This window comes from Bradyrhizobium sp. MI1.11, assembly GCF_055811255.1.
In genome coordinates this window covers 25,775-48,833 of record NZ_JBVVPM010000058.1, presented here as the reverse complement: position 1 = coordinate 48,833, position 23,059 = coordinate 25,775, and the positions used below count along the sequence as shown (strand labels likewise).

The following is a 23,059-nucleotide window of genomic DNA, read 5'->3' as shown; positions in this document are numbered from 1 at the left end:
GTGCACATGGTGGGCACGCTTCGCTTTGCCCACCCTACGGGACCACCCCCTCGACGAACCCACCCCCACGGCTTACCTGTGATGCCGTGCCGCCCCGCATCCGCAAATCTCCGGCCGAGCCTGCCGCGCTGCTGCCCGACCACTTCCAGGCGTGGTTCACAGCCCGCGGCTGGTCGCCGCGCGCGCATCAATTGGCGCTACTGGAGAAGGCGCGCGAGGACCGGTCCGCACTGCTGATCGCGCCCACCGGCGCCGGCAAGACGCTGGCGGGATTTCTGCCGACGCTGGTGGAGTTGAGTTCTGCGCCCAAAGCTTCGGCAAAATCGGTGATCTCCACCGGCCGCAGTCTGCAACGCACCGGCGGCCTGCACACGCTCTACATCTCGCCGCTCAAGGCGCTCGCGGTCGATATCGCGCGCAACCTCGAGCGTCCCGTCGCCGAGATGGCGCTGCCGATCAAGATCGAGACCCGCACCGGCGACACGCCGACGTCGCGGCGGCAGCGGCAGCGACGCTATCCGCCTGACATTTTGCTGACGACGCCCGAACAACTCGCGCTGCTGCTGTCCTCAGACGACGCGCCGTTCCTGTTCTCCTCGCTGAAGCGCATCGTGCTCGACGAGCTGCATGCGCTGGTGACGTCCAAGCGCGGCGATCTTCTCTCCCTTGGGCTCGCGCGGCTGTGGCGACTGGCGCCGCAGATGCGCGCGATCGGCCTGTCGGCGACCGTGGCCGAGCCGGAATCGCTGGCGCGCTTCCTGGTGCCGCAGCCCGGCGGCAAGGAAGCGGCCGCCGACATCGTCCTTGCCGGCGGCGCGGCGCCGCCGCTGGTCGAAATGATGGACACGCGCGAACGCCTGCCCTGGGCCGGCCACAGTGCCCGCCATGCGCTTCCCGAGATCTACGAGCTGATCAAGGCGAACAAGACCACGCTGGTTTTCGTCAACACCCGCAGCCAGGCCGAGATGCTGTTCCAGAATCTCTGGAGCATGAATGACGACAACCTTGCCATCGCGCTGCATCACGGCTCACTCGACGTCGCCCAGCGCCGCAAGGTCGAGGATGCGATGTCGGCGGGCAAACTGCGCGGCGTGGTCTGCACCTCCTCGCTCGATCTCGGCGTCGACTGGGGCGACGTCGATCTCGTCGTCAATATCGGCGCGCCCAAGGGCTCCTCGCGCCTGATGCAGCGCATCGGCCGCGCCAACCACCGGCTCGACGAAGCCTCGCGCGCGGTGCTGGTGCCCGCGAACCGCTTCGAGGTGCTGGAGTGCCGCGTCGCGATCGACGCCATCGCGGAGAATGCGCAGGACACGCCGCCGCTGCGGATCGGTGCGCTCGACGTGCTGGCCCAGCACGTGCTCGGCTGCGCCTGCGGCGAGCCGTTTTTCTCCGACGAACTCTACGACGAGGTGCGCACCGCCGCGCCCTATGCCGATCTCACGCGGCAGGATTTCGACGACGTGGTCGATTTCGTCGCCTCCGGCGGCTACGCGCTGAAGACCTATGAGCGCTTCGCCCGCATCAAGCAGGACAAGGAGGGGCGCTGGCGCGTCGCCAATCCCAAGGTGCGGCAGAGCTACCGGATGAATGTCGGCACCATCGTCGAGGACGACATGCTGAAGGTGCGGCTGGTGCGATCGCGCGGCGGTGGTCAAGGAAAAGCAGGCGGGTCGACGGGCGTGATCGCGCGCGGCGGCAAGTTGCTCGGCGAGATCGAGGAAGCCTTCATCGAGGGCCTCAGCCCCGGCGACACCTTCGTGTTCTCGGGCGAGGTGGTGCGCTACGAGACCCTGGTCGAGGACCAGGTCTATGTCTCGCGCGCCAACGACAAGGACCCGAAGGTGCCGTCCTATATGGGCGGCAAGTTCCCACTCTCGACCTATCTCGCCGAACGGGTCCGCCGCCTGCTCGATGACGGGCGCGCGTGGGGCGCCTTGCCGGAGCAGGTGCGCGACTGGCTGTCGCAGCAAAAGGACGTCTCGCGTGTGCCTGAAGTGCGCGAGCTGCTGGTCGAGAGTTTTCCCCGCGCCAACAAGCACTACATCGTCTGCTATCCCTTCGAAGGCCGTCTCGCGCACCAGACGCTGGGCATGCTGTTGACGCGCCGGCTGGAGCGTGCCCGCGCCCGACCGCTCGGCTTCGTCGCCAACGAATATGCGATCGCGGTCTGGGCGCTCGGCGACCTGTCCTCCATGATCCGGGACGGCAGGATCGACCTCGATGCGCTGTTCGACCCTGATATGCTCGGCGACGATCTCGAAGCTTGGCTTGCCGAATCCGCACTGATGAAGCGCACGTTTCGCAATTGCGCGATCATCTCCGGCCTGATCGCGCGCCGTCACACCGGCGAGGAGAAGAGCCGCCGCCAGGTGCTGTTCTCGACCGATCTCGTCTACGACGTTTTGCGAAAACACCAGGCCGATCACGTGCTGTTGCGTGCCGCGCGGGCCGATGCCGCCACCGGCCTGCTCGATCTGCGCCGCCTCAGCGACATGCTGATGCGCATTCAGGGCCGGATCACCCACCGGGAACTCGACCACGTCTCCCCGCTCGCCGTCCCCGTGATGCTGGAAATCGGCCGCGAGTCAGTCTATGGCGAAGCGGGAGACGAGCTCCTGGCGGAGGCCGCCGATGAGCTGGTCAAAGAGGCGATGGGATAACAGCAGGTTTTGACGTGACGGCAGGCGCGCTGGTTTCAGGAGATAACGAGGACATGCGCGTTTCGAATGTCAGCATCAGCAGCGTGACGTTCGTGGCCGATCTTTCCGGGGCACTGTTCTGGGAAGAGCAGCGCCTGCTCGTCGTCTCCGACCTGCATCTGGAAAAAGGTTCCAGCTTCGCCATGCGCGGCGTGCTGCTGCCGCCTTACGACACCATCGCGACGCTCAGCCGGCTCGCTGCTGTCATCTCCCGCCATGATCCCCGCATCGTCATTGCGCTCGGCGACAGTTTTCATGATCGCACCGCGCATGGACGCCTGTCGGCGGAGGATCGCGACGCGGTCGCCGCCTTGCAGGCCGGCCGCGACTGGATCTGGATTTCGGGCAATCACGATCCGGCGCTGCCGCGTGATCTCGGCGGCACCGTCGCCGACGAAGTCGCGATCGGCCCGATCACCTTCCGCCACGAGCCGACCGGCGCGGGCGGCGAGATCGCCGGCCATCTCCATCCCAAGGCCCGCGTCTCCGCGCGCGGCCGCTCGATGGAGCGCCGCTGTTTCGCCTGTGATGGGATGCGCGCCGTGATGCCCGCCTTCGGCGCCTATGCCGGCGGCCTCAGCATCCGCGACGTTGCGTTTGCAAAGATCTTTCCGAAGAACGGTTTTGTCGCGCATTTGCTCGGCGACCGCCGCGTGCACGCGATTGCCGCGTCGCGGTGTTATTGACTAGCTATCGCTTCGATCGGGCTGAACCCTCTCACCACGCGCACACTGCGCTCCCTCCCCCCTTGTGGGGGAGGGCAGGGGAGGGGGGTAGCCCAGGAAAAGTTGCGCGTTGGCGTCGCGCAAACGCGTGTGCGAATCGAGATAGTCCCCGTGTGGTACCCCTCTCCCTAACCCTCCCCCACAAGGGGGGAGGGAACGTACCGGTCTCGCAGCCGCAGATCGCGACTATCGCAACGGTTCACGCCGCCTTCGCCTGCACGTCATCGCAGAACTCTGCCAGCCGATCGGCGAGCCGCAGCGTCGCGGGGCTTGCACCCGGCGCGGCCATCAACGCGACTTCGGTCCGGTTGATTGGCGCAAAGCCGTCCTTTGCGGTCAGCACGCGGTGGTCGGACTGGATCGCCATCTCCGACAGGATGCTCAGCCCCATGCCGGCAGCGACCGCGGCTTGGATGCCGGCGAGGCTCGATGACGTATAGGACATGTGCCAGATGCGGCCCGCACTTTCCAGCGCGTGGATGGCGCCGGCGCGGTAGAGGCAGCCGAGCGGAAAGCCGGTCAGCGGCACCGAGGCGACATCCGCGTGGATCGGATGGCTCTTGCTGGTGACCCAGTGCACCTGCTCCGGCCACACCGCAATTGCGCCCTTCTCACCGGCTGCGCGCTTGAACAATGCGAGATCGAGCTCGCCGCGATCGAGGTCGCGCGACAGGTTCTTGCTCTGGTCGGCGCGCACATCGAGCCGCAGGCCCGGATGCGAACGCGAGAAGGCGCCGAGCAGTTTCGCCAGCCGGTACGCCGCAAAGTCTTCGGGGATGCCGAGCCGGATCGCGCCTTCGCCGTCGGGCTGGCGCAGCACGTCGCGGGCCTCTTCCGCAAGCGACAACAGCCGCCGCGCATAGGACAGCAGCCGTTCGCCGGCTTCAGTCGGGCGCAAATCCTTGCCGTCACGATGCAGCAGCACCTGTCCGACATCCTCCTCCAGCCGCTTGATCTGCTGGCTGACGGTCGATTGCGTGCGATGGACGCGCTCGCCGGCGCGGGTGAAGCCGCCGGCATCGACCACCGACACGAAGCTGCGCAGGAGCTCCAGATCGAGCATGGGCGCCTCCATTCGAAAATCCACTGACTAGAAGTTAATCATTTAATTTCCAAATGACAACCCGGCTCCCTAGATCGAGGGCTCAGGAGATTCGCATGTCGCTCGCCCCCTCGATTTCGGTTCCCCGCAGCCGCTTCAATACGCTGCCGCTCGCCATCGGCGCGTTCTGCCTGCTCTGGAGCTACGCCTTCGTCGCCGGCAAGATCGGCGTGACCCATTGCCCGCCGCTGATCCTGCTCGCCGCGCGCTTTTCGCTCGCCGGCATCCTGATCCTCGGTGCCACGCTGGCCCGCGGCGACGACTGGTCGCTGTCGTGGCGCGATGCCGCGATCTTCGCCGCGCTCGGCGTTGCCAACAACGCGCTCTATCTCGGCCTCGGCTACACCGGGCTGCAATCGGTCTCCGCCGGCCTCGGCGGCCTGATCGTGTCCGCCAATCCGGTGTTCACGGCGGGCCTCGCCGCGCTTCTGCTCGGCGAAGGCATGACGTGGCGCAAGGCGAGCGGCCTCCTGCTCGGGATCATCGGCGTGACCTTGATCGTCTGGCACCGCCTGTCTGTCGGCACCGACTCGCTGCACGGCATCGTGTTCACGCTGGCCTCGCTTGCCTCCCTCGTCGCTGGCACCATTTTGTTCAAGCTGCTCGCGCCAAAGGGCTCGTTGTGGATCGGCAATGGCGTGCAGAATCTCGCCGCCGGCATCGTGCTGACGCCGGTGGCGCTGACCTTCGCCGATATTCATGCCATCGACCTCACGCTGGGCTTGATCGGCGCCTTCGCCTTCCTCGTGCTCGGCGGCTCGATCATGGCGTACTGGCTCTGGTTTCATCTCCTGAAAGTGTGTGGCGCGACGGCCGCCAGTGCCTATCATTTCCTGATGCCGCCGCTCGGCATGCTGTTCGCGTATCTCGTGCTCGGCGAGCATGTCGAGGCCCGCGATCTGCTCGGAATCATCCCGGTCGCACTTGGCATCTATCTGGTGACGCGGCCCGCAAAATCCGTCTCGTAACAGGAGTCCATCATGCCCATTTCCATCACCCTGATCGGCGGTCCCACTGCGCTGATCGAGATCGATGGCTTCCGCCTGCTCACTGACCCGACCTTCGATGCGCCCGGCGCCTATCAACTGCCGCATGTGAAGCTGGAGAAGACGATTGGACCCGCGCTGAAGGCCGACGCAATCGGCCCGGTCGACGCGGTCCTGCTCAGCCACGACCAGCATTCCGACAATCTCGACAATTCCGGCCGCGACTATCTGCTTAAAGCGCCGCGCGCGCTGACGACCGAGGCCGGCGCCAAGCGCCTGGGCGGCCATGTCGAAGGCCTCGCGCCATGGGCGACCTCGCATCTGAAAGACGGTGACGGCAATACGCTGACGATCACCGCCACGCCCGCGCGCCACGGCCCGGCCGGCATCGAGCCGCTGTCGGGCGACGTCATCGGTTTCGTGGTGTCGTCGAGCCGGACCGACACCACTTCGGTTTATATCAGCGGCGACACCACCTGGTTCGACGGCGTCGCCGAGGTCGCGCGCCGCTTCAAATGCGGCGTGGTGATGCCGTTCGCCGGCGCCGCGCAAACGCGCGGGCCGTTTCATCTCACCATGGACACCAACGACACCATCGAGACCGCACGCGCCTTCCCCGATGCGATGATCGTGCCGGTTCATACGGAGGGTTGGGCGCATTTCCGCCAGAACGGCGAGGATCTGCGCAAGACGTTTGATGTGCTGGGTTTTGGCACAAGGCTGCGATTGCTGGAGCCGGGGGTGCCGACCGTGGTGCAGGCGCCGTAGGCCCAACTGTCATGCCCCGGCTTGACCGGGGCATCCAGTACGCCGCGGCGGTAGTTGTGAGAGCGAACGGCCTAACGCCGGCCTCTGGAATACTGGGTCGCCCGGTCAAGCCGGGCGACGACGAGAGGAGAGAGCGTAGTTCCCTCAATCCTTCCTGAAAACAATCGACGCCATCCAGCCCGTCATCAGCGCCATCGCGGCGGTGACGAGGCCGTAGATCAGCCCGTTCTGGCGCGCCGTCGTCGCGACGAACTGCTCGAAGCCGACCTTGACGATCTCGAACGCGGTCTCGGTCTTGCCGATGAACGCGCCGTCGGCAAACAGCTTGATCTCCACCTCATAGGTGCCGATCGGTACCTCCGCGGGCAGTGGAATGCCGGTGCGGAACAGGGTCGGTGTCAGGAACGTCACCGCGCTCGGATCCTCGCGGTAGAGACCGCGCTGGGTGCGCAGGCGGATGAAGGCGGAGCGGAACGCGTCGTTCGGCACCACATCGGCATAGTCGCCGCTGACGCGTTGGGTCAGCAGCACGTTGTTGAGCCCGATCTGCTGGCGTCGCGCGATCTCGGGCGAGGTTATGACATCGAAGGAGCGGTTGGCGAACAGCGCGAGATAGCTCGGCACCTCCAGAAACTGGCGGTAGTCGGTGTTGATCCAGATCCCGAAGGTACGCTCCTTGCGCCGCGTCACCATGTCGGCGCGCGGGCCCATCACGGTGACGACGAGATCGTAGCTCTTGCGGTCGACGGGCGTGGAGGCGTCCTTCTCGACCGAGCCGAACAGCACCAGCTCCTCGCCGGAATAGTTCGGAGTCACCGTGACGCGATGGTTGGAGACCGACACGATCAGGCGCTCGGCCCGTGCGGCGGAGCCGAGCAGCAGGACAACCAGGACTGCGAGAGCTGCGCGCATCATCCGTTCACCCCCAGCTCGCGAATGGTGAAGAGATCCTCGGGCCGGATCACCAGCTCGATCGCGAAGCGAACACCGACCGAGAGGATCAAGAGGCCGAGCAGCAGCCGCAACTGCTCGCCGCGGATCTTCTGGCCGGCGCGGGCGCCGAACTGCGCACCGGTGACGCCGCCGACCATCAGGATCAGCGCCAGCACGGCGTCGACCAGGTGATTAGTGACCGCGTGCAGCAGGGTCGCAAACAGCATCGTGACCAGCGTCAGGACCATCGACGTCCCGATCACCGTCGAGGTCGGCACCCGCAGCAAATAGATCATGATCGGCACCAGGATGAAGCCGCCGCCGATGCCCATGATGGCGCCGATGAAGCCGATCAGGATGCCGACGATCACGACCGGAATGACCGAGAGGTAGATCTTGGAGCGCTTGAACCGCATCTTCAGCGGCAGGCCATGGATCCAGTTATGCGTGCGTCGCGGCGGCACCGCGCCGCGCCGGGTCCGCATCAGGGCACGCAGGCCTTCGGAGAACATCAGGCTGCCGACGGTGGTGAGCAGCACGACGTAGGACAGTGCGATCATCAGATCGAGCTGGCCGAGCGCGCGCAGCTGCGTGAAGGTCCACACCCCGAGAGCCGTCCCGGTTACGCCGCCGCATAACAGCACGCTCGCCAGCGCCGGGTCGATCGCGCGTCGCCGCCAATAAGCGAGGGCGCCGGAAAAGGACGAGGCGGCGATGTGGCTTGCGACGGAAGCGACCGCGACTGCCGGTGTGATGCCGATGAAGATCAGAAGCGGCGTCATCAGGAAGCCGCCGCCGATCCCGAACATGCCGGAGACGAAGCCGACCGCCGCGCCCATCGCTAGCACGAGGAAGACGTTGACCGGAAGATCGGCGATCGGGAGATAGAGCTGCATCGAGAGACCACGCTTCCGGCGAGACGGATCGATTGCGCGGAATGCTCGCAGGAGGGCAGAACGATTGCCGCGTCCCTCAATAGCGGAATTCGGTAGCGGGCGGGACCAGGAATTTCGGGCGTGGTGAATGGGGGTGTCGGCGGCATCGACGCTTTAGCTCCTCACCCTGAGGAGCCTGCGCAGCAGGCGTCTCGAAGGGCGAGGCCCGGATCAAGAGGCGGGCCTGCATGGTTCGAGACGCGCGCAAGAGCGCGCTCCTCACCATGAGGGGAGAGGGCCTCAGTGCACCGCCGACGCCGACTTCTTGCTCGCAACCGGCTTCGGCGCCGGCTTCGCGTTGGCCTGCGGGGCGCTGTCCCAGCCGCCGTTCGGGGCCGCAACGTTGACGGCGTCGTCGGGCTGGGGCTCGGCGCTGAAGGTCTGGATCGCGAGCTTGGCAGCGGCGAGCGATTGCGGGTCGAGCCGCTTGGCGACGTCGTCGCGCTTGGTTGCTGCGTCCGCATCGCCCTGAGCGGCGGCGAGGGTGAACCATTTGTAGGACTCGGCGAGGTTCTGCTCCACCCCGATGCCGCGGGCATAGAGGATGCCGAGGTTGAACTGGCTGTCGGCGACGCCGCGATCGGCGGCCTTCCGGAACCACAGTGCCGCGCTCTTGTAATTGGCGCCGCGTCCGCCGCCGTCGGCATCGAGCACCGCGAGGTTGTGCATCGCCTTGGCGTTGCCGCGCTCGGCGGCTTGCGTGTAGTAGCGGCGGGCGATGTCGGCGTCCTTCTTCACGCCGAGACCCTTTTCGTAGAGTGTCCCGAGGCGGAAGGTTGCGGGCACCACGCCGGCCTGTGCCGCGCGGTCGTACCATTTGGCGGCTTCGTCGTAATTCGCGGCCACGCCCTTGCCCTCGGCAAAGCGCACGCCGATCTCGTAGGCCGCGGTCGCATCGCCCTTCATCGCGGCGGTGCGCAAGCCGGGGCCACCGATGCCGTCAGGCAGCTTTTCGCTCGGCGGCACCTGGATCATCGCGAGTTTCGCACGGCTCGTGCCCGACAGCGCGCCGGTGACCTCGCTGGAGGCCGCAGGCGGGATTGGCGCCGCGGTTTGCGGGATTTCGACCGAAGCGGTGCCGCTCGGGCTCGTCACGGGCCCCGGCGCGGCATTGTTCTGCGACTGTTTTCCGATCGGGGTCGGCGAGGTCATCGACGGCGTGACCTGCTCGGGCGTGGCGGGCTTGTTCTCGACCGGCGGCGGGGCCTGCGGCGCGGGCGCGGGCGACGAATTCTCCATCGCCTGCGGCGACGGCGACGGGCTGCTGCCATCGAGCAGGTTCATCGCCATCTTGAAAGTGCCGAGCACGATCACGACCACGCTCGCGCCGACCAGCAGCGAGCGGATCTTCGAGGTGATGGTCGAGCCACCTTCCTGGCCCTTGTCCTTGGCGCGGGCGATTGCGGCCTTGGCGCCACGGGCCGGCTTCTCGGGCGGCTGCGCGGCGGCGGCTTGGGCTGCACGGCGCGCGGCGGCGATGAAGCTCGACGACGACACCGGCTCCTTCGGCGCGGCCGGGATTTCGCTGATTGCGCTTTCGGACGCAGCAATGCGCTCCGACGACGTGGCGATGCGTGCACCCGGCCGGGTGCCGGGCTCGAGCGGATGATCCGGCGGCAGTTCGGGCGCGAGCGCGGCGCGCGTGGGCGCCGTATGCGGCTCCAGGATTTCGCTGATCGCGCGTGGCGGAACCGGCGGTGCCATCGGCATCGGCGGCGGCGCTGCCGGCGCGGCGGCATGGAATTCGCGCGGCGCGGCGGCGAAGGCGGCTTGCGCCGCCTGCGCGGCGGCCGGATTGGGCAGCTCGGGCTTCGGATCGTATTTCGGGTGCTGCTGTTGCTGCGGCCGCGGCTCGTGCGCCATCGGCGCGGGCGCCATGGGAGCGGCCATCGGCATCGGCTGCGGCGCTGGGGCGGGCGGCGCGGTGCGCACATTGCGCAGATCGCCCTCGATCATCGAGAGACGATCGACCACGTGGCCAAGGGCGTTGTGGACGGCCTCCAGCGAATCCTGGGTGGTCCGGTTGGTTTCGGCCTGGCTGAAGCGGATGTCGGAGAGCTCGCGCTTGACCAGATCGACCATGCCGGACTCGGCAGGCGGCGTGGAGTTGCGGCTCTCGGCCAGCGCCGAATAGGTCGCCTGCTGCCGCTCCAGGTGGCGCAGGATGTCGTGCAGCCCGTCCTCGACGCGGCTGAAATTGCCGTTGCGCGGATCGGAGGCGGCCTCGAGCCGCTCCAGAAGATACGAGACCCGCTGTTCAAGATGAGCAAAGGTCGAAGCCGAGTCGTTGCCGACCTGCATGCGGTCGAAACGGTCGGACAGGGCGCGGATCGCGCTTTCGAGATGCTCGCTGCTCTCGGATGGCTGAGGGCGCTCGCGCGTTTCCAGAGCCGCGGTGAGCGCCGCGATGCGTTGCTCCAGCACCGCAAAACTGTCGCCTTGGCCGGACGCACGGGTGACCTGGTCGACCTTGGACGACAGCAGCTGCACGTCATCCGAGAGCCGGGCCAGCGCTTCGTTGGAAGCGACGTTGGAGACGATGCCGCGCAGCGCCGAGATCGCGCCTTCGAGCTGGCGGACCGTCGAGGGATCGTCATTGGCGCGCAGGATCAGATCGAGCTTGGCGCCGAGATTGCGGATCGCCTCGTCATAGCCGGTGAGCTGCTCGGCCGGCGTCAGCGTGCGGAGCACCTGCTTGATCTCGGACAGCGCGTGCTCGATGCCGGACAGGACCTGACCGTCGGTGCCGTTGGAGCGGGTCTCGTCGATGCGCCGATGCAGCGAGCGGATCTCGTTCTCGATCGATTCGATCGCGCGGCGCGGCATCGCCTCGGTGATGGCGTTGCGGATCTCCGCAAGCTCGCTGCGGAAACTGTTGATCGCCTGCTCGGTATTGTCGGGGCGCTGGAGCGATTCGATCTGGCTCGTGATCTTGAGCAGATGGCGCTCGAGCGCAGAGAAATCCGGCCCCGGCTGCGGTGGCGGCGGAGCGTAGGCAGGCGGTGCGGGGGGCGCGTAAGGAGCTGCCGCAGGCGCGATCGAGGGTGCTGCGCGCGGCGGCATCTGCCTGGGCGTAAAGCCGTCGAGCTCGCTCTGCCGTGCCGTGATCTCGGCGACCGCGACGTCGAACGAAGCGGGGCTCAGGGGCGGTGAGCTGCGATAGACCTGCGCTGCCGCACGCTCGACCGCATCGGCCTGGCGCTGGCGCGTTTCAACGGGTGCCTGCCGCGGTGCCGGAGCCTGCTGCGGTTTCGAAATTTGCGATAGCCGGGCATCGAGACGCGAGATCGCGTCGTTGAGCTGGCGCGCAACGCCTTGCTCGCGCGAGACGTCTGGTCGCGGAGTATCTTGTCGCGAAGGATCTTGCCGCGGCGCGGGCTTGGAAATCCGTTCGATCTGCTGGGTGATGGCGTCGAGCCGCTGGTGGATGTCGGCGACTTCGCGACTTTCCTGGCTCGGCACGTGACTCGGGACTTGGCTCGGCAGTTGACTCGGGACGTGCTGGGCTTGCGGACGCTGATCGTAAAGTCCGCGAAAGTTCGGCGGGGCGGTCTCGCCGAGCGTGGAGTTCAGCCAATCGTTGAGTGACATGCCGGCGCGACGCGCAGCAGCTTCGGCCCGCTCCCGGACGGAGGGATCGATGCCGTCAACACTCCACGATACGCGCGAATTCATGACTCTGTCCGGTCCCGACTCCGGCGCCTCACCCGGCGCCTCCAGCCTCCCCACGCGTGCCCGTTGCAAAGACAATCGAATTTCGCGTGGGTCGTCTGCCTCGAAAACCGACTTTTGTCTGTTACGGTAAATAACGGGTTAAGGAACCCGTTGACGGTGTCTTAAAGTTGGCCAGCGGTGTGCGACACCCACCGCTGTCATGCTCCGCGAAAGCGGGGCATCCAGTACGCCGCAGCCCCTCGATTCAGCCGCGCAGCCTCTGGAATGCTGGATCGCCCGCCTTCTGTTTAGACCGGACAGATCACTGACAGGTGTTCGGAGACATTAGCTGACACATCAAACTGGGCTGGAATGGTCGACTCGCTCAGCCCTTGCCCTCGCGCTTGCCGTCCTCCAGCGGCACCACGGTGCCGCTTGCGCTCATCGCCGACAGGGCCTCGAGCGCCTCTTCGCAGAAATCGGCCACCATCTGCTCGTGCCGGGCGCCGAGCTGAAGCAGCAGCAGGTTACCGAGGTCGAGCACGCCGGACGCCGCCCCTTCGGGAAAGCGCTTCTTCAGGATGCGCTCGTAGTTCTCGTGGCGATCGCGGTGGTGCTCGAGCCGGGCCATCAGGTCAGTGCGCATGGGCTCGAGGCCGATGCTGTCCAGCGCATGCAGCCGCACCAGGAGGTCGTCCTTGATGGAGGGGGGCGTGCTTGGCCGCGCGGCCCAGTGCCGCAGCGCTGTTCGGCCCTCCGGAGTCAGCGTATAGATCAGTTTATTGGGTTTGCCTGTCTGCACGACCTCGCGGCCCTGGATGTAGCCGCGGTCGCGCAGCTTGGAGAGCTCGCGGTAGATTTGCTGGTGGTCGGCCTTCCAGAAGAAGCCGATCGAGGAATCGAATGTCTTGGCGAGCTCGTAGCCCGTCATCGGACGTTCCGTCAGGCATGCGAGGATTGCGTCGCCCAAAGCCATGACCCGGTCCTCCTGTTCTTAACCAATTGGCTTGACTTTATGCGCATCGGCGCATATGCGTCAATGTGCATATGAAGTGATCCAAGAACGAGGGCAAACACCGCCCCGAAAACCCCAATGGAATCAACCTTCGCGCTACTGTGCATGGGGTTGTTTTCGCGTTTTTTGCCGAAGCCTTTAGGGAGGCAGCTGAATGACCGGCCTCGAGTCCTGGTACGGCTACATGAAGTCGCATGACCAGGCAGCGCTCTGGGACCTGCTCCATCCCGACGCGATCTTCGAAAGCCCCGTCGTGCACGCGCCGCAGCGCGGCCGCGACATCACCTTCAAATATCTGGCCAGCGCCGAGAAGGTGCTTGGCGGTCCCGGCTTCATTTATGTCGGCGAATGGAAGAGTGAGAGCGGCGCCGTGCTCGAATTCAAGACCATCATCGACGGCATCGAGATCAACGGCGTCGACATCATCAGTTTCGACGGCGAGGGACGCATCACGCATTTCAAGGTGATGGTGCGGCCGCTCAAGGCCATCAACATGCTGCATCGCCTGATGGCGGAGCAGTTGGCCGCCGCTCAATCCTAAGCCAGCATCATCACTTCAAGGCCTGCCGGGAGACCACCATGCCGATCTACAAAGCCCCCGTCGAAGACGTGAACTTCCTGCTCAACGACGTCTTCCAGATCGACCGCTACGACAATCTGGCCGGCTTCTCCGATGCGTCGAGCGACGTGCGTGAAGCCATTCTCGGCGAAGCCGCCAAGCTCGCCGAAGAGGTGCTGCAGCCGCTCAACCGCGTCGGCGATCTCGAAGGTTGCAAGCGCGCCGATGACGGCAGCGTCACTACGCCAAAGGGTTTCAAGGAGGCGTTCAAGCAGGTCGCCGAGGGCGGCTGGCTCGGCCTGTCGGCGCCGACCGAGTTCGGCGGCCAGGGTCTGCCGGTGACGCTCTCCCAGGCGGTCAACGAATTCCAGATCTCCGCCAACATGGCGTTCTCGATGTATGGCGGCCTCACCATGGGCGCGACCGCGGCGTTGATCGTCCACGGCACGCCGGAGCAGAAGCAGACCTACGTGCCGAAGATGGTGGCGGGCGAGTGGACCGGCACCATGAACCTGACCGAGCCGCATTGCGGCACCGACCTCGGCATGCTCCGCACCAAGGCGGTGCGGCAGGCCGACGGCAGCTTCAAGATCACGGGCACCAAGATCTTCATTTCGGCCGGCGAGCATGACCTCGCGCCCAACATCATCCACCTCGTGCTGGCCCGTATCGAGGGCGCGCCCGCCGGCATCAAGGGCGTGTCGCTGTTCGTGGTGCCGAAATTCATGGTCAATGCCGACGGTTCGGTGGGGCAGCGCAACGGCGTCGTCTGCGGCTCGATCGAGCACAAGATGGGCATTCACGGCAATTCCACCTGCGTGATGAATTACGACAACGCCGTGGGCTGGCTGATCGGCGAAGAGAACAAGGGCATGCAGGGCATGTTCGTGATGATGAACGAGGCCCGCCTCGGCGTCGCCGTGCAGGGTCTCGCGCAGTCGGAAGTGGCCTATCAGAACGCGGTCGCCTATGCCCGGGATCGCATCCAGGGCCGTTCGCTCACCGGTGCCAAGGCGCCGGACAAGCCGGCCGATCCGATCATCGTCCATCCCGACGTGCGTCGCACGCTGCTGTCGATCCGCTCCTTCAACGAGGCCGCGCGCGCCTTCGTGATGTGGACCGCGCTGAAGAGCGACGTCGCCCATCGCTCCGAGGATCCCAAGGACCGCCAGGCCGCCGACGATCACATGGGCCTGATGACGCCCGTCCTGAAAGGCTTTCTCACCGATTACGGCTTCGCCAACGCGGTGCAGGCGCAGCAGATGTATGGCGGCCACGGCTACATCGCCGAGCAGGGCATGGAGCAGTTCGTGCGCGATGCCCGCATCGCCATGATCTACGAAGGCGCCAACGGCATCCAGGCGCTCGACCTCGTCGGCCGCAAGCTGCCGCGCGATGGCGGCCGCGCCATCATGGCGTTCTTCGGCGAGGTCATGGCCTTCGCCAAGGAGAACGGCGGCGACGAGGCGATGAAGCCCTTCATCACCCCGCTCTCGGCTTCGCTCGGCCATCTCCAGCAGGCCACGACGTGGCTGATGCAGAACGCGATGGCGAAGCCCGACAATGCCGGAGCCGCCGCGACCGATTACCTGAATCTCTTCGGTTTCGTCGCGCTCGGCTACATGTGGGCGAAGATGGCGAAGGTGACGCAGGCCAAGATTGCCGAGAGCGGGACGACGCCCTATCTCTCGACCAAGCTCGTCACCGGCCGCTTCTTCATGGAGCGGATGCTGCCGGAGACCGCCGCCAATCTCGCGCGCATCCAGGCCGGCTGCGCCACCATCATGGAACTGCCGGCGGAAGCGTTCTGAAGCTGCTTTCGCTGCGACCCGTCCAAAACCAGATCAAGACCAGAAGATCATCACATCAGGAGGGCGTCATGCCTGAGGCATTCATCTACGACCACGTCCGCACCCCGCGCGGCCGCGGCAAGGCGGACGGCGCGCTGCACGAAGTCACCGCGCTCGCGCTCGCGACCGTGCCGCTCAAGGCGCTCAAGGACCGCAACAACCTGCCGGAAGATTCCGTCGATGACGTCATTCTCGGCGTAGTCGATCCGGTCGGCGAAGCCGGCTCCGACATCGCGCGCTTTGCCGCGCTGAAGGCGGGCCTCGGCGAGGCGGTCCCCGGCGTGCAGATCAGCCGCTTCTGCGCCTCCGGCCTCGATGCCGTGAATTTTGCCGCAGCCCAGGTGATGAGCGGCCAGCACGAACTCGTGATCGGCGGCGGCGCCGAATCGATGAGCCGCGTCGGCATCGGTGCGTCCGGCGGCGCCTGGCCGATGGACCCGTCGATGGCCGTGCCGGCTTATTTCATGCCGCAGGGCATCTCGGCCGATCTGATCGCGACCAAATACGGCTTCTCGCGCGACGATGTCGACGCCTATGCGGTGCAGAGCCAGCAGCGTGCGGCGAAGTCCTGGGATGAAGGCCGCTTCGACAAGTCTGTCGTCCCGGTAAAGGACATCAACGGCCTCACGATCCTCGCCAAGGACGAGCATATGCGTCCTTCGACGACGATGCAGTCACTGGCGCAGCTGCAGCCGGCGTTCACGATGATGGCACAGATGGGCGGCTTCGATGGCGTCGCGGTGCAGTCGCATCCGGAAATCGAACGCGTCAATTACGTGCACCACGCCGGCAATTCGTCGGGCATCGTCGATGGCGCCGGCGCTGTCCTGCTCGGCAGCAAGGAAGCGGCCAGCAAATACGGCCTGAAGCCGCGTGCAAGAATCCGCGCATTCGCCAATATCGGCTCCGAACCCGCGATGATGCTGACGGGCCCGGTCGATGTCACCGAAAAGCTGTTTGCGCGCTCCGGCATGAAGAAGTCGGACATCGACCTGTTCGAGCTCAACGAAGCGTTCGCTTCCGTCGTGCTGCGCTACATCCAGGCCTTCGACATCGACAACGCCAAGATCAACGTCAATGGCGGTGCGATCGCGCTCGGCCATCCACTGGGCGCGACCGGTGCCATGATCCTCGGGACCGTGCTTGACGAGCTCGAGCGCACCAACAAGGCGACCGCACTGGTGACGCTGTGCATCGGCGGCGGCATGGGCACCGCGACCATCATCGAACGCGTCTAAGGGTAGCTGCCGTAGGGTGGGCAAAGCGAAGCGTGCCCACCACTGCTGTCTTCGCGAATGATGGTGGGCACAGCGCAAGAGCGCCTTTGCCCACCCTACGAGATCACCGTCAACCGCCGCGCCGAAGACTGGCTGCGGCACCGAGGAGCAACCAGCATGGCTTACAAGAACTTCAAGGTTGAGACCGATTCCGACGGCATCGCGCTTGTCACCTGGGACATCCCGGGCCGTTCGATGAACGTGCTCGACGAGACCTCGACCAGCGAGCTTGACGCGATCGTCAAGGCGACCACGGCCGACGCCGCGGTGAAGGGCGTCGTCATCACCTCTGCCAAGGAGGCGTTCTGCGCCGGCGCAGACCTGTCCATGCTCGAAGGCATGAACCAGGCCTACGCAAAGGTCTTCAAGGAGCAGGGCGAGACCGCGGCGAACCAGATGCTGTTCGAGCAGAGCCGGCGCTTCTCGCAGGTGCTGCGCTCGATCGAAACCTCCGGCAAGCCGTGGGCGGCGGCGATCAACGGCCTCGCGCTCGGCGGCGGTTTCGAGATCACGCTGTGCTGTCACTATCGTGTGGCGGCCGACAATCCCAAGACCCGCCTCGGCCTGCCCGAGGTCAAGGTCGGCCTGTTCCCGGGCGCTGGCGGAACGCAGCGCGTGCCGCGCCTGGTGCCGCCGCAGGACGCGATGACGATCCTGCTCAAGGGCGATCCGGTCACGGTCGAGAAAGCCAAGGCGCTGAATCTGATTCACGCCGTCGTTCCCGCCGCCGACCTCATCAAGACGGCAAAGGACTGGATCAAGGGCGGCGGCAAGGCCGTCGCGCCCTGGGACGAGAAGGGCTTCAAGCTGCCGGGCGGCCCGGTGTTCTCCAAGGCCGGCATGATGATGTTCCCGGCCGGCAACGCGATCTATCGCCGCGAGACCTACGACAATTATCCGGCCGCACGCGCGATCATGAGCTGCGTCTATGAGGGCCTGCAGCTGCCGATCGACGCCGCGCTCCGTGTCGAGTCGCGCTACTTCACCTCGGTGCTGCGCTCGAAGGAAGCGGCGGCGATGATCCGCAGCCTGTTCCTGTCGATGCAGGAGCTCAACAAGGGCGCACGCCGTCCGAAGGATGTGCCGCCGACCAAGGTGAAGAAGATCGCCGTGATCGGCGCCGGCTTCATGGGCGCGAGCGTCGGCTATGTCTCGGCCCGTGCCGGCCTCGACGTCGTCCTGATCGATCGCGACCAGGAGAGCGCCGACAAGGGCAAGGCGCATGCGCAAAAGGTGATCGAGGAGCAGATCAAGAAGGGCCGCGCCAAGCCCGGCGACGCAGAAGCCCTGCTCGCGCGCATCAAGCCGACCGCGGACTATTCCGCATTGAAGGATGTCGATCTCGTCATCGAGGCCGTGTTCGAAGACCGCAAGGTCAAGGCTGATACCTTTGCCAAGGCGCAGGAGCATATGAAGCCGGACGTGATCTTCGCGTCCAATACCTCGACGCTTCCGATCACCTCGCTGGCGGAATCCTTCAAGGACCAGGGCAGGTTCGTCGGCATCCATTTCTTCTCGCCGGTCGAGAAGATGATGCTGGTCGAGATCATCCAGGGCAAGAACACCGGCGATCTCGCGATCGCGACCGCGCTCGACTACGTCCGGCAGATCGGCAAGACCCCGATCGTCGTCAACGACAGCCGCGGCTTCTTCGCCAATCGCTGCGTCGGCCGCTACGTCGCCGAAGGCAACGAGATGTTCCTCGAGGGCGTGCCGCCCGCGATGATCGAGAACTGCGCCAAGATGGCCGGCATGCCGGTCGGCCCGCTCTCGCTGTCGGACGAGGTCGCGCTCGACCTCGGGCTCAAGATCATGAAGGCGACGGAAGCCGACCTCGGCCCCAACGCCATCAATCCCGATCAGAAGAAGCTGATGGTGGAAATGGTCGAGAAGCAGGGCCGACTGGGCCGCAAGAACAGCAAGGGTTTTTACGACTACCCCGAGAAGGGCAAGGGTCAGAAGAGCCTCTGGCCGGGCCTGTCCGCACTGCAGCCCAAGCAGCTCGATCCTGATACGCTCGACGTCGAGGAGCTGAAGCAGCGCTTCCTGGTGGTGCAGGCGGTGGAGGCCGCGCGCACGGTGGAGGACCACGTCATCACCGATCCGCGCGAGGCGGATGTCGGCTCGATCCTCGGCTTCGGCTTCGCGCCGTTCACCGGCGGCACGCTGTCCTATATCGACTTCATGGGCACGAAGAAGTTCGTCGAGCTCTGTCACAAGCTGGAGGCGAAATACGGCTCGCGCTTTACCCCGCCGAAACTCCTCGAGGAGATGGCCGCGAAGGGAGAAACCTTCTACGGCCGCTTCGCTCCGAACAAGGCGGCGGCGTGATTCTCTGAACCGTAGCCGGGACGAAAATTACGAAAGGCCGGATCTCGATCCGGCCTTTCGCATGGGCGCCTCAGGCAGCCTGAATCAGTCCTTCCTTCTTCATCGCTTCCTGCACCTGCGGCCGCGCCGCGACTCGGGTCTTGTAGGCGGCAAGGTTCGGCATCGCCGAGAGGTCGAACTTCATCCGGTCGCCCCAGGTCAGCATCGTGAAGAGATAGCCGTCAGCCACCGTGAACTGCTTACCCATGAGGTAGTCGCGGCCGGCGAGCTGACTATCGATGTATTTCAGCTTGCCCATGACGCGGTCCTTGAAGAAGGCCTTGGCCTCGTCGTTCAGCGTCGGCGCGAACATCGGGCCGAAGCTCTTGTGGACCTCCGAGGTGAGGAAGTTCAGCCATTCGAGCAGCTTGTAGCGCTCGGAGCTGCCGTGGGCCGGCGCCAGCGCCTTGGCCGAGGCCTGATCGGCGATCATCTGGACAATCACCGGGCCTTCGGTCACGATCTCTCCGCTATCGAGGCCCAGCGCAGGGACCTGGCCCTTGGGGTTCAGCTTCAGATAATCCTCACCGTTTTCGAGCTTCTTGGCCCGGATATCGACCTTGACCAGTTCATACGGCAGGCCGGCTTCCAGGAGCGCGATATGGGGGGATAGCGAGCAGGCACCGGGCGAATAGTACAATTTCATGGAATTTCCTCCTCTTGTTGCTTGGTTCAGGCGAAAGAACGACTACATGCATCTGCTTGAAATAGTCAAGATTGATGCAGCTGCATCGAATAGGGTAAGAGACGGGCGACGAGCTTGAGCGGGACCATGAAACGCAAACCATCGACCGAGGCGACTTCCGCCTGGATCCGCTTGATGCGGGTGCAGAGCCGTGTGCTCAATTGCGTCGAGCAGGACCTGAAGAAGGCCGGCTTCCCACCGCTGGCATGGTATGACGCGCTGCTCGAACTGTCACGGGCGCCCTCGGGCGAGCTCCGGCCGGTCGAACTCGAACGGCAGATGCTGATCCCGCAATATTCGACATCGCGGCTGATCGACCGCCTGGTCGACGAAGGCCTCGCCTCGCGGCGCGAATGCAAGATCGACAAGCGCGGCCAGTTCGTGGAGATCACGGAAGCCGGGCGCGAATTGCAGAAGCGGATGTGGGGCGCCTATTCGGCCGCGATCGAGAAATATGTCGGTTCGAAGCTGTCCGATGCGGATGCCGTGAAGCTCAGCGGTCTGCTCGACCGTCTGGGCTGCTCGTGCGGCGAGATGAAACTGCCGCCTGCCCACGTCAACGAAACCACGCCGTTGCGATGATCGCGCGGCAAACCAGCTCGTCCGTGCAGCCGGTGGCTGCGCGGACCATCCCTGTCACCCACGCGCGTTCGATCGAAGCGCTTTTGATTAGAGTCTGATATGGCGCGAGACCAGATCGATATGACGCCGTTGCAATCGCGTGACGAACTCGTCAAGTGGTTCGAGGAAGGCTGCAAGGACCCGTCCGAATTCCGCATGGGCACCGAGCATGAGAAGACGCCGTTCACGCTCGAAGGCCACCGCCCGGTGCCCTATGAGGGCCCGCGCGGTATCGGCGCGCTGCTCGAAGGCATGAAGCTCCTGCTCGGCTGGGAGCCGATCATGGAGAAGGGAAACATCATCGGCCTCTACGACGTCACCGGCGGCGGCGCGATTTCGCTGGAGCCCGGTGGGCAGTTCGAGCTTTCGGGCGCTCCGGTCGAAAACGTGCACCAGACCCAGAGTGAGCTGATGGCGCATCTGGCGCAGGTGCGCGAGATCGCAACGCCGCTCGGCATCGGCTTCCTCGGGCTCGGCATGACGCCGTCCTGGTCGCGCGCCGACATCCCGGTGATGCCCAAGGGCCGCTACAAGATCATGACCAATTACATGCCGAAGGTCGGCCAGTACGGCCTCGACATGATGTACCGGACCTGCACGGTACAGACCAATCTCGACTTCTCCTCCGAAGCCGACATGGTCAAGAAGCTGCGTGTTTCGCTCGCGCTCCAGCCGGTCGCAACCGCCTTGTTCGCCAACTCCCCGTTTACCGAGGGCAAGCCGAACGGCTTTCTCTCCTTCCGGTCCGAGATCTGGCGCGACACCGACAATGCGCGCGCCGGCATGATGCCGTGGGCATTCGAGGACGGCATGGGCTTCGAGCGCTATGTCGATTACGCGCTCGACGTGCCCATGTATTTCGTCAAGCGCGACGAGGATTACATCGACGTCTCCGGCTCCTCGTTCCGCGCCTTCTTCGATGGCCGCAACAACAATCTGCCCGGGGAACGTCCGACGTTGTCGGATTGGGCCAACCATCTTTCGACGATTTTCCCGGAGGTGCGGCTCAAGCGCTATCTCGAGATGCGCGGCTCCGATGGTGGCCCGTGGGGCCGTCTGCCGGCGCTATCAGCGTTCTGGGCCGGGCTGCTCTACGACGATGTCTCGCTGGATGCCGCCTGGGACCTTGTGAAGCACTGGAGCGCGCATGAGCGTCAGGCCCTGCGCGACGACGTGCCGCGCTTCGGCTTCAAGTCGCGGATCAAGGACCGCTATCTGTTCGAGATCGCCAAGGAGTGCCTCGTTCTGGCACATGCCGGCTTGCGCCGGCGCGGCCGGATCGACCAGCTCGGCCGCGACGAGACCAGGCATCTGGAGCCGCTCGATCGCATCATCGATTCCGGCCGCACGCCGGCTGAGGAGATGCTCGACAAGTTCAAGGGTCCCTGGAACGGCTCGGTGGAACCAGCCTACGCGGAATACGCGTTCTAGGACACAAGACGAGCGGTCGGGAGCTGAGCCGTTCATCGCCCGTACAGGTTTGCGGCGATCAAATGGCCGGCTGAAAAACCCGAGCGTCGTCAATAACTCGAAAGCTGTTCCGATGGGGAAGGGCCGCCTGGCCGTCATGGCACGCGTCCTGGCAAGCGTCGCGGCCTGCGCCGCGCTGCTTTCGCTCGTGTTTGCGAGCTGGCCTGCGCGCGCCCAGACGGCGTTCGACCGGCCGGGCGGAGACTATTTCAGCACCCCGGTCACGTCGGGCGATCCGGAGGATTGCGCGCTGCTGTGCGAGCGCGACCGCCGGTGCCGCTCGTGGAGCTTCAGCTATCCGGACGTCGAAGGCGGCTCGGCCGTGTGCTGGCTGAAGAACACGGTGCCTGCGCGCGTGCCGGGAAGCTGCTGCATCTCCGGTGTGCGGGGCGCCGGCGTGATCGAGCCGCGCGTCGAAGGCGTGGAGACCTCGATCGACCGCCCCGGCGGCGATTTGCGCAATTTCGAGATGAAGGACGGCGAAGGCGAAGAGGCCTGCAAGGCCGCCTGCACCGCCGACAACAAATGCCGCGCCTTCACCTATGCCCGCCCCGGCTACACCGGACGCGAAGCGCGCTGCTTCCTGAAAAAGGAAATCAAACCGCCGCGGCGGAAGGCGGGGTTCACGTCGGGCGTGGTGAGATAGCATGCAGCTCTCACCACCGTCCTTGCGAGCCACCGGGTCCGCGCGAAGCGCGGCCCGATGACAGGCTCCGCGAAGCAATCCAGAATTGCTTCCGCGGCGGCACTCTGGACTGCTTCGTCGCTTCGCTCCTCGTAATGACGAGGAGGGTAAAGCGGACATCTCACTCCGCCGCGATCACCGTGATCTCGGGCCACAGCGTCTTCCAGCGTGCCGCCTTCGCCGCGTAATTGGCGGCGGAAAAATTCGGCGTCCGATTGGGTCGCACAATCAGCTTCGCGACGTCGTCGAACCCGTGCGGCGCGTAGACGTCGAAATCCCCTCCGGCAGGGCGGATGCCCACCTGCGTATTCTCCGTGAGGAAGCGGTCGATACCGTCGGTCGCGCGCATCAAGGGCGGATAGGGCAGACCGTGCTTGCCGGGATACCAAAGGTGCACGCGCGCCTGGTTGCGGATTTCGACCTTGGGGCCGAGATGCGCGAGCTGTGCGTGCAGCTTGCGGATCACCGCGTCTTCCGCCTCCCATGAGGTGTCGGAATCGAAATAGAACACGTCGTAATCGGCTATGCCGTGATCGATCGGGCGGCCCGTGAGCACGTTCCACACCGTCTGCACCAGGCAGCCCGCGACGAGCCACGCATCCGGCAGCGCGAGGCGATGAATTTCATCGAGGATCGCTGCGTTCAACGGATTTCGCAGGGCGAGAGCCAGAAATTCGTCGCGGACCATCACTATTGCACTCCCTCTCCCGCATGCAGGAGAG

18 protein-coding genes are annotated in these 23,059 nt (G+C 65.4%); 11 read left to right on the top strand and 7 right to left on the bottom strand.

Annotation, left to right across the window (positions count from 1 at the left end; genetic code table 11):
• Positions 1-86 precede the first annotated feature (86 nt).
• Together AC0L30_RS35380 and pdeM are read left to right on the top strand one after the other, a co-directional pair.
• Positions 87-2,663 carry a ligase-associated DNA damage response DEXH box helicase gene (locus AC0L30_RS35380; RefSeq protein WP_473406273.1) on the top strand — a complete coding sequence of 859 codons (2,577 nt, stop codon included), beginning with the start codon at positions 87-89 and terminating at the stop codon, positions 2,661-2,663.
• 53 nt (positions 2,664-2,716) lie between these two features.
• Positions 2,717-3,388, top strand: a complete 672-nt coding sequence (gene pdeM, locus AC0L30_RS35375) for a ligase-associated DNA damage response endonuclease PdeM (protein WP_473406272.1) — start codon at positions 2,717-2,719, stop codon at positions 3,386-3,388.
• A gap of 238 nt (positions 3,389-3,626) precedes the next feature.
• On the opposite strand, the gene AC0L30_RS35370 is transcribed toward pdeM, so the two are convergent.
• Complete coding sequence (locus tag AC0L30_RS35370; RefSeq protein WP_473406275.1) at positions 3,627-4,490, bottom strand: LysR family transcriptional regulator; 864 nt, start codon at positions 4,488-4,490, stop codon at positions 3,627-3,629.
• Positions 4,491-4,585: 95 nt separating this feature from the next.
• Here AC0L30_RS35370 and AC0L30_RS35365 point away from each other — a divergent pair, with 95 nt between their 5' ends.
• Positions 4,586-5,497, top strand: a complete 912-nt coding sequence (locus AC0L30_RS35365; RefSeq protein ID WP_473406271.1) for a DMT family transporter — start codon at positions 4,586-4,588, stop codon at positions 5,495-5,497.
• A 12-nt stretch (positions 5,498-5,509) separates the two neighbouring features.
• Positions 5,510-6,283: an MBL fold metallo-hydrolase gene (locus AC0L30_RS35360; protein WP_007599397.1), complete on the top strand. Its 774-nt coding sequence runs from the start codon at positions 5,510-5,512 to the stop codon at positions 6,281-6,283.
• Between the two features lie 144 nt (positions 6,284-6,427).
• Here AC0L30_RS35360 and AC0L30_RS35355 read toward each other — a convergent pair whose 3' ends face one another.
• From AC0L30_RS35355 to AC0L30_RS35340, 4 genes are all read right to left on the bottom strand, one after another.
• A complete protein-coding gene (locus AC0L30_RS35355; RefSeq protein ID WP_354159732.1) occupies positions 6,428-7,198 on the bottom strand; it encodes a TIGR02186 family protein in 771 nt (256 codons plus the stop codon).
• Entirely contained in the window at positions 7,195-8,112 is a 918-nt protein-coding gene (locus AC0L30_RS35350) for a sulfite exporter TauE/SafE family protein (protein WP_275174587.1), read from the bottom strand. Before AC0L30_RS35350 ends, AC0L30_RS35355 begins: the two co-directional genes overlap by 4 nt.
• A gap of 279 nt (positions 8,113-8,391) precedes the next feature.
• Positions 8,392-11,826, bottom strand: coding sequence for a tetratricopeptide repeat protein (locus tag AC0L30_RS35345; RefSeq protein ID WP_473406270.1), 3,435 nt, complete (start codon positions 11,824-11,826; stop codon positions 8,392-8,394).
• Positions 11,827-12,190: 364 nt separating this feature from the next.
• Positions 12,191-12,781, bottom strand: coding sequence for a PadR family transcriptional regulator (locus AC0L30_RS35340; protein WP_018460020.1), 591 nt, complete (start codon positions 12,779-12,781; stop codon positions 12,191-12,193).
• A gap of 193 nt (positions 12,782-12,974) precedes the next feature.
• Between AC0L30_RS35340 and AC0L30_RS35335 the strand changes: the two genes are divergently transcribed.
• The 4 genes from AC0L30_RS35335 to AC0L30_RS35320 all read left to right on the top strand — a co-directional run bounded on the left by AC0L30_RS35335 (position 12,975) and on the right by AC0L30_RS35320 (position 18,837).
• The gene (locus tag AC0L30_RS35335; RefSeq protein ID WP_473406269.1) at positions 12,975-13,361 is read left to right on the top strand and encodes a nuclear transport factor 2-like protein; all 387 of its coding nucleotides are present in this window, start codon (positions 12,975-12,977) and stop codon (positions 13,359-13,361) included.
• 38 nt (positions 13,362-13,399) lie between these two features.
• Positions 13,400-15,190 (top strand): acyl-CoA dehydrogenase C-terminal domain-containing protein, encoded by a 1,791-nt coding sequence (locus tag AC0L30_RS35330; protein WP_354127137.1) that lies wholly within the window; start codon positions 13,400-13,402, stop codon positions 15,188-15,190.
• Between the two features lie 68 nt (positions 15,191-15,258).
• Entirely contained in the window at positions 15,259-16,467 is a 1,209-nt protein-coding gene (locus AC0L30_RS35325; protein WP_354159719.1) for an acetyl-CoA C-acetyltransferase, read from the top strand.
• Positions 16,468-16,623: 156 nt separating this feature from the next.
• Entirely contained in the window at positions 16,624-18,837 is a 2,214-nt protein-coding gene (locus tag AC0L30_RS35320) for an FAD-dependent oxidoreductase (RefSeq protein WP_473406268.1), read from the top strand.
• Positions 18,838-18,907: 70 nt separating this feature from the next.
• Here the strand turns inward: AC0L30_RS35320 and gstA are convergent, their stop codons facing one another.
• Complete coding sequence (gene gstA, locus AC0L30_RS35315) at positions 18,908-19,522, bottom strand: glutathione transferase GstA (RefSeq protein WP_027515262.1); 615 nt, start codon at positions 19,520-19,522, stop codon at positions 18,908-18,910.
• 126 nt (positions 19,523-19,648) lie between these two features.
• On the opposite strand from gstA, the gene AC0L30_RS35310 reads away from it, so the two are divergent.
• The 3 genes from AC0L30_RS35310 (at position 19,649) to AC0L30_RS35300 (ending at position 22,298) form a co-directional block, all read left to right on the top strand.
• Positions 19,649-20,143 (top strand): MarR family winged helix-turn-helix transcriptional regulator, encoded by a 495-nt coding sequence (locus AC0L30_RS35310; RefSeq protein WP_007599417.1) that lies wholly within the window; start codon positions 19,649-19,651, stop codon positions 20,141-20,143.
• A 99-nt stretch (positions 20,144-20,242) separates the two neighbouring features.
• Complete coding sequence (locus AC0L30_RS35305) at positions 20,243-21,613, top strand: glutamate--cysteine ligase (RefSeq protein ID WP_007605054.1); 1,371 nt, start codon at positions 20,243-20,245, stop codon at positions 21,611-21,613.
• 112 nt (positions 21,614-21,725) lie between these two features.
• Complete coding sequence (locus AC0L30_RS35300) at positions 21,726-22,298, top strand: PAN domain-containing protein (RefSeq protein ID WP_473406267.1); 573 nt, start codon at positions 21,726-21,728, stop codon at positions 22,296-22,298.
• Between the two features lie 160 nt (positions 22,299-22,458).
• Here AC0L30_RS35300 and AC0L30_RS35295 read toward each other — a convergent pair whose 3' ends face one another.
• Positions 22,459-23,025 carry a nucleotidyltransferase family protein gene (locus AC0L30_RS35295; RefSeq protein WP_473406274.1) on the bottom strand — a complete coding sequence of 189 codons (567 nt, stop codon included), beginning with the start codon at positions 23,023-23,025 and terminating at the stop codon, positions 22,459-22,461.
• Positions 23,026-23,059 lie beyond the last annotated feature (34 nt).

Bases quoted from the DNA above. Each gene is read 5' to 3' on its own strand.
- AC0L30_RS35340 (WP_018460020.1), bottom strand. From the start codon at position 12,781: ATGGCTTTGGGCGACGCAATCCTCGCATGCCTGACGGAACGTCCGATG.
- AC0L30_RS35355 (WP_354159732.1), bottom strand. From the start codon at position 7,198: ATGATGCGCGCAGCTCTCGCAGTCCTGGTTGTCCTGCTGCTCGGCTCC.
- pdeM (WP_473406272.1), top strand. From the start codon at position 2,717: ATGCGCGTTTCGAATGTCAGCATCAGCAGCGTGACGTTCGTGGCCGAT.
- AC0L30_RS35335 (WP_473406269.1), top strand. From the start codon at position 12,975: ATGACCGGCCTCGAGTCCTGGTACGGCTACATGAAGTCGCATGACCAG.
- AC0L30_RS35365 (WP_473406271.1), top strand. From the start codon at position 4,586: ATGTCGCTCGCCCCCTCGATTTCGGTTCCCCGCAGCCGCTTCAATACG.
- AC0L30_RS35295 (WP_473406274.1), bottom strand. From the start codon at position 23,025: ATGGTCCGCGACGAATTTCTGGCTCTCGCCCTGCGAAATCCGTTGAAC.
- AC0L30_RS35370 (WP_473406275.1), bottom strand. From the start codon at position 4,490: ATGCTCGATCTGGAGCTCCTGCGCAGCTTCGTGTCGGTGGTCGATGCC.
- AC0L30_RS35305 (WP_007605054.1), top strand. From the start codon at position 20,243: ATGGCGCGAGACCAGATCGATATGACGCCGTTGCAATCGCGTGACGAA.
- AC0L30_RS35310 (WP_007599417.1), top strand. From the start codon at position 19,649: ATGAAACGCAAACCATCGACCGAGGCGACTTCCGCCTGGATCCGCTTG.
- gstA (WP_027515262.1), bottom strand. From the start codon at position 19,522: ATGAAATTGTACTATTCGCCCGGTGCCTGCTCGCTATCCCCCCATATC.
- AC0L30_RS35320 (WP_473406268.1), top strand. From the start codon at position 16,624: ATGGCTTACAAGAACTTCAAGGTTGAGACCGATTCCGACGGCATCGCG.
- AC0L30_RS35325 (WP_354159719.1), top strand. From the start codon at position 15,259: ATGCCTGAGGCATTCATCTACGACCACGTCCGCACCCCGCGCGGCCGC.
- AC0L30_RS35360 (WP_007599397.1), top strand. From the start codon at position 5,510: ATGCCCATTTCCATCACCCTGATCGGCGGTCCCACTGCGCTGATCGAG.
- AC0L30_RS35350 (WP_275174587.1), bottom strand. From the start codon at position 8,112: ATGCAGCTCTATCTCCCGATCGCCGATCTTCCGGTCAACGTCTTCCTC.
- AC0L30_RS35345 (WP_473406270.1), bottom strand. From the start codon at position 11,826: ATGAATTCGCGCGTATCGTGGAGTGTTGACGGCATCGATCCCTCCGTC.
- AC0L30_RS35300 (WP_473406267.1), top strand. From the start codon at position 21,726: ATGGGGAAGGGCCGCCTGGCCGTCATGGCACGCGTCCTGGCAAGCGTC.
- AC0L30_RS35330 (WP_354127137.1), top strand. From the start codon at position 13,400: ATGCCGATCTACAAAGCCCCCGTCGAAGACGTGAACTTCCTGCTCAAC.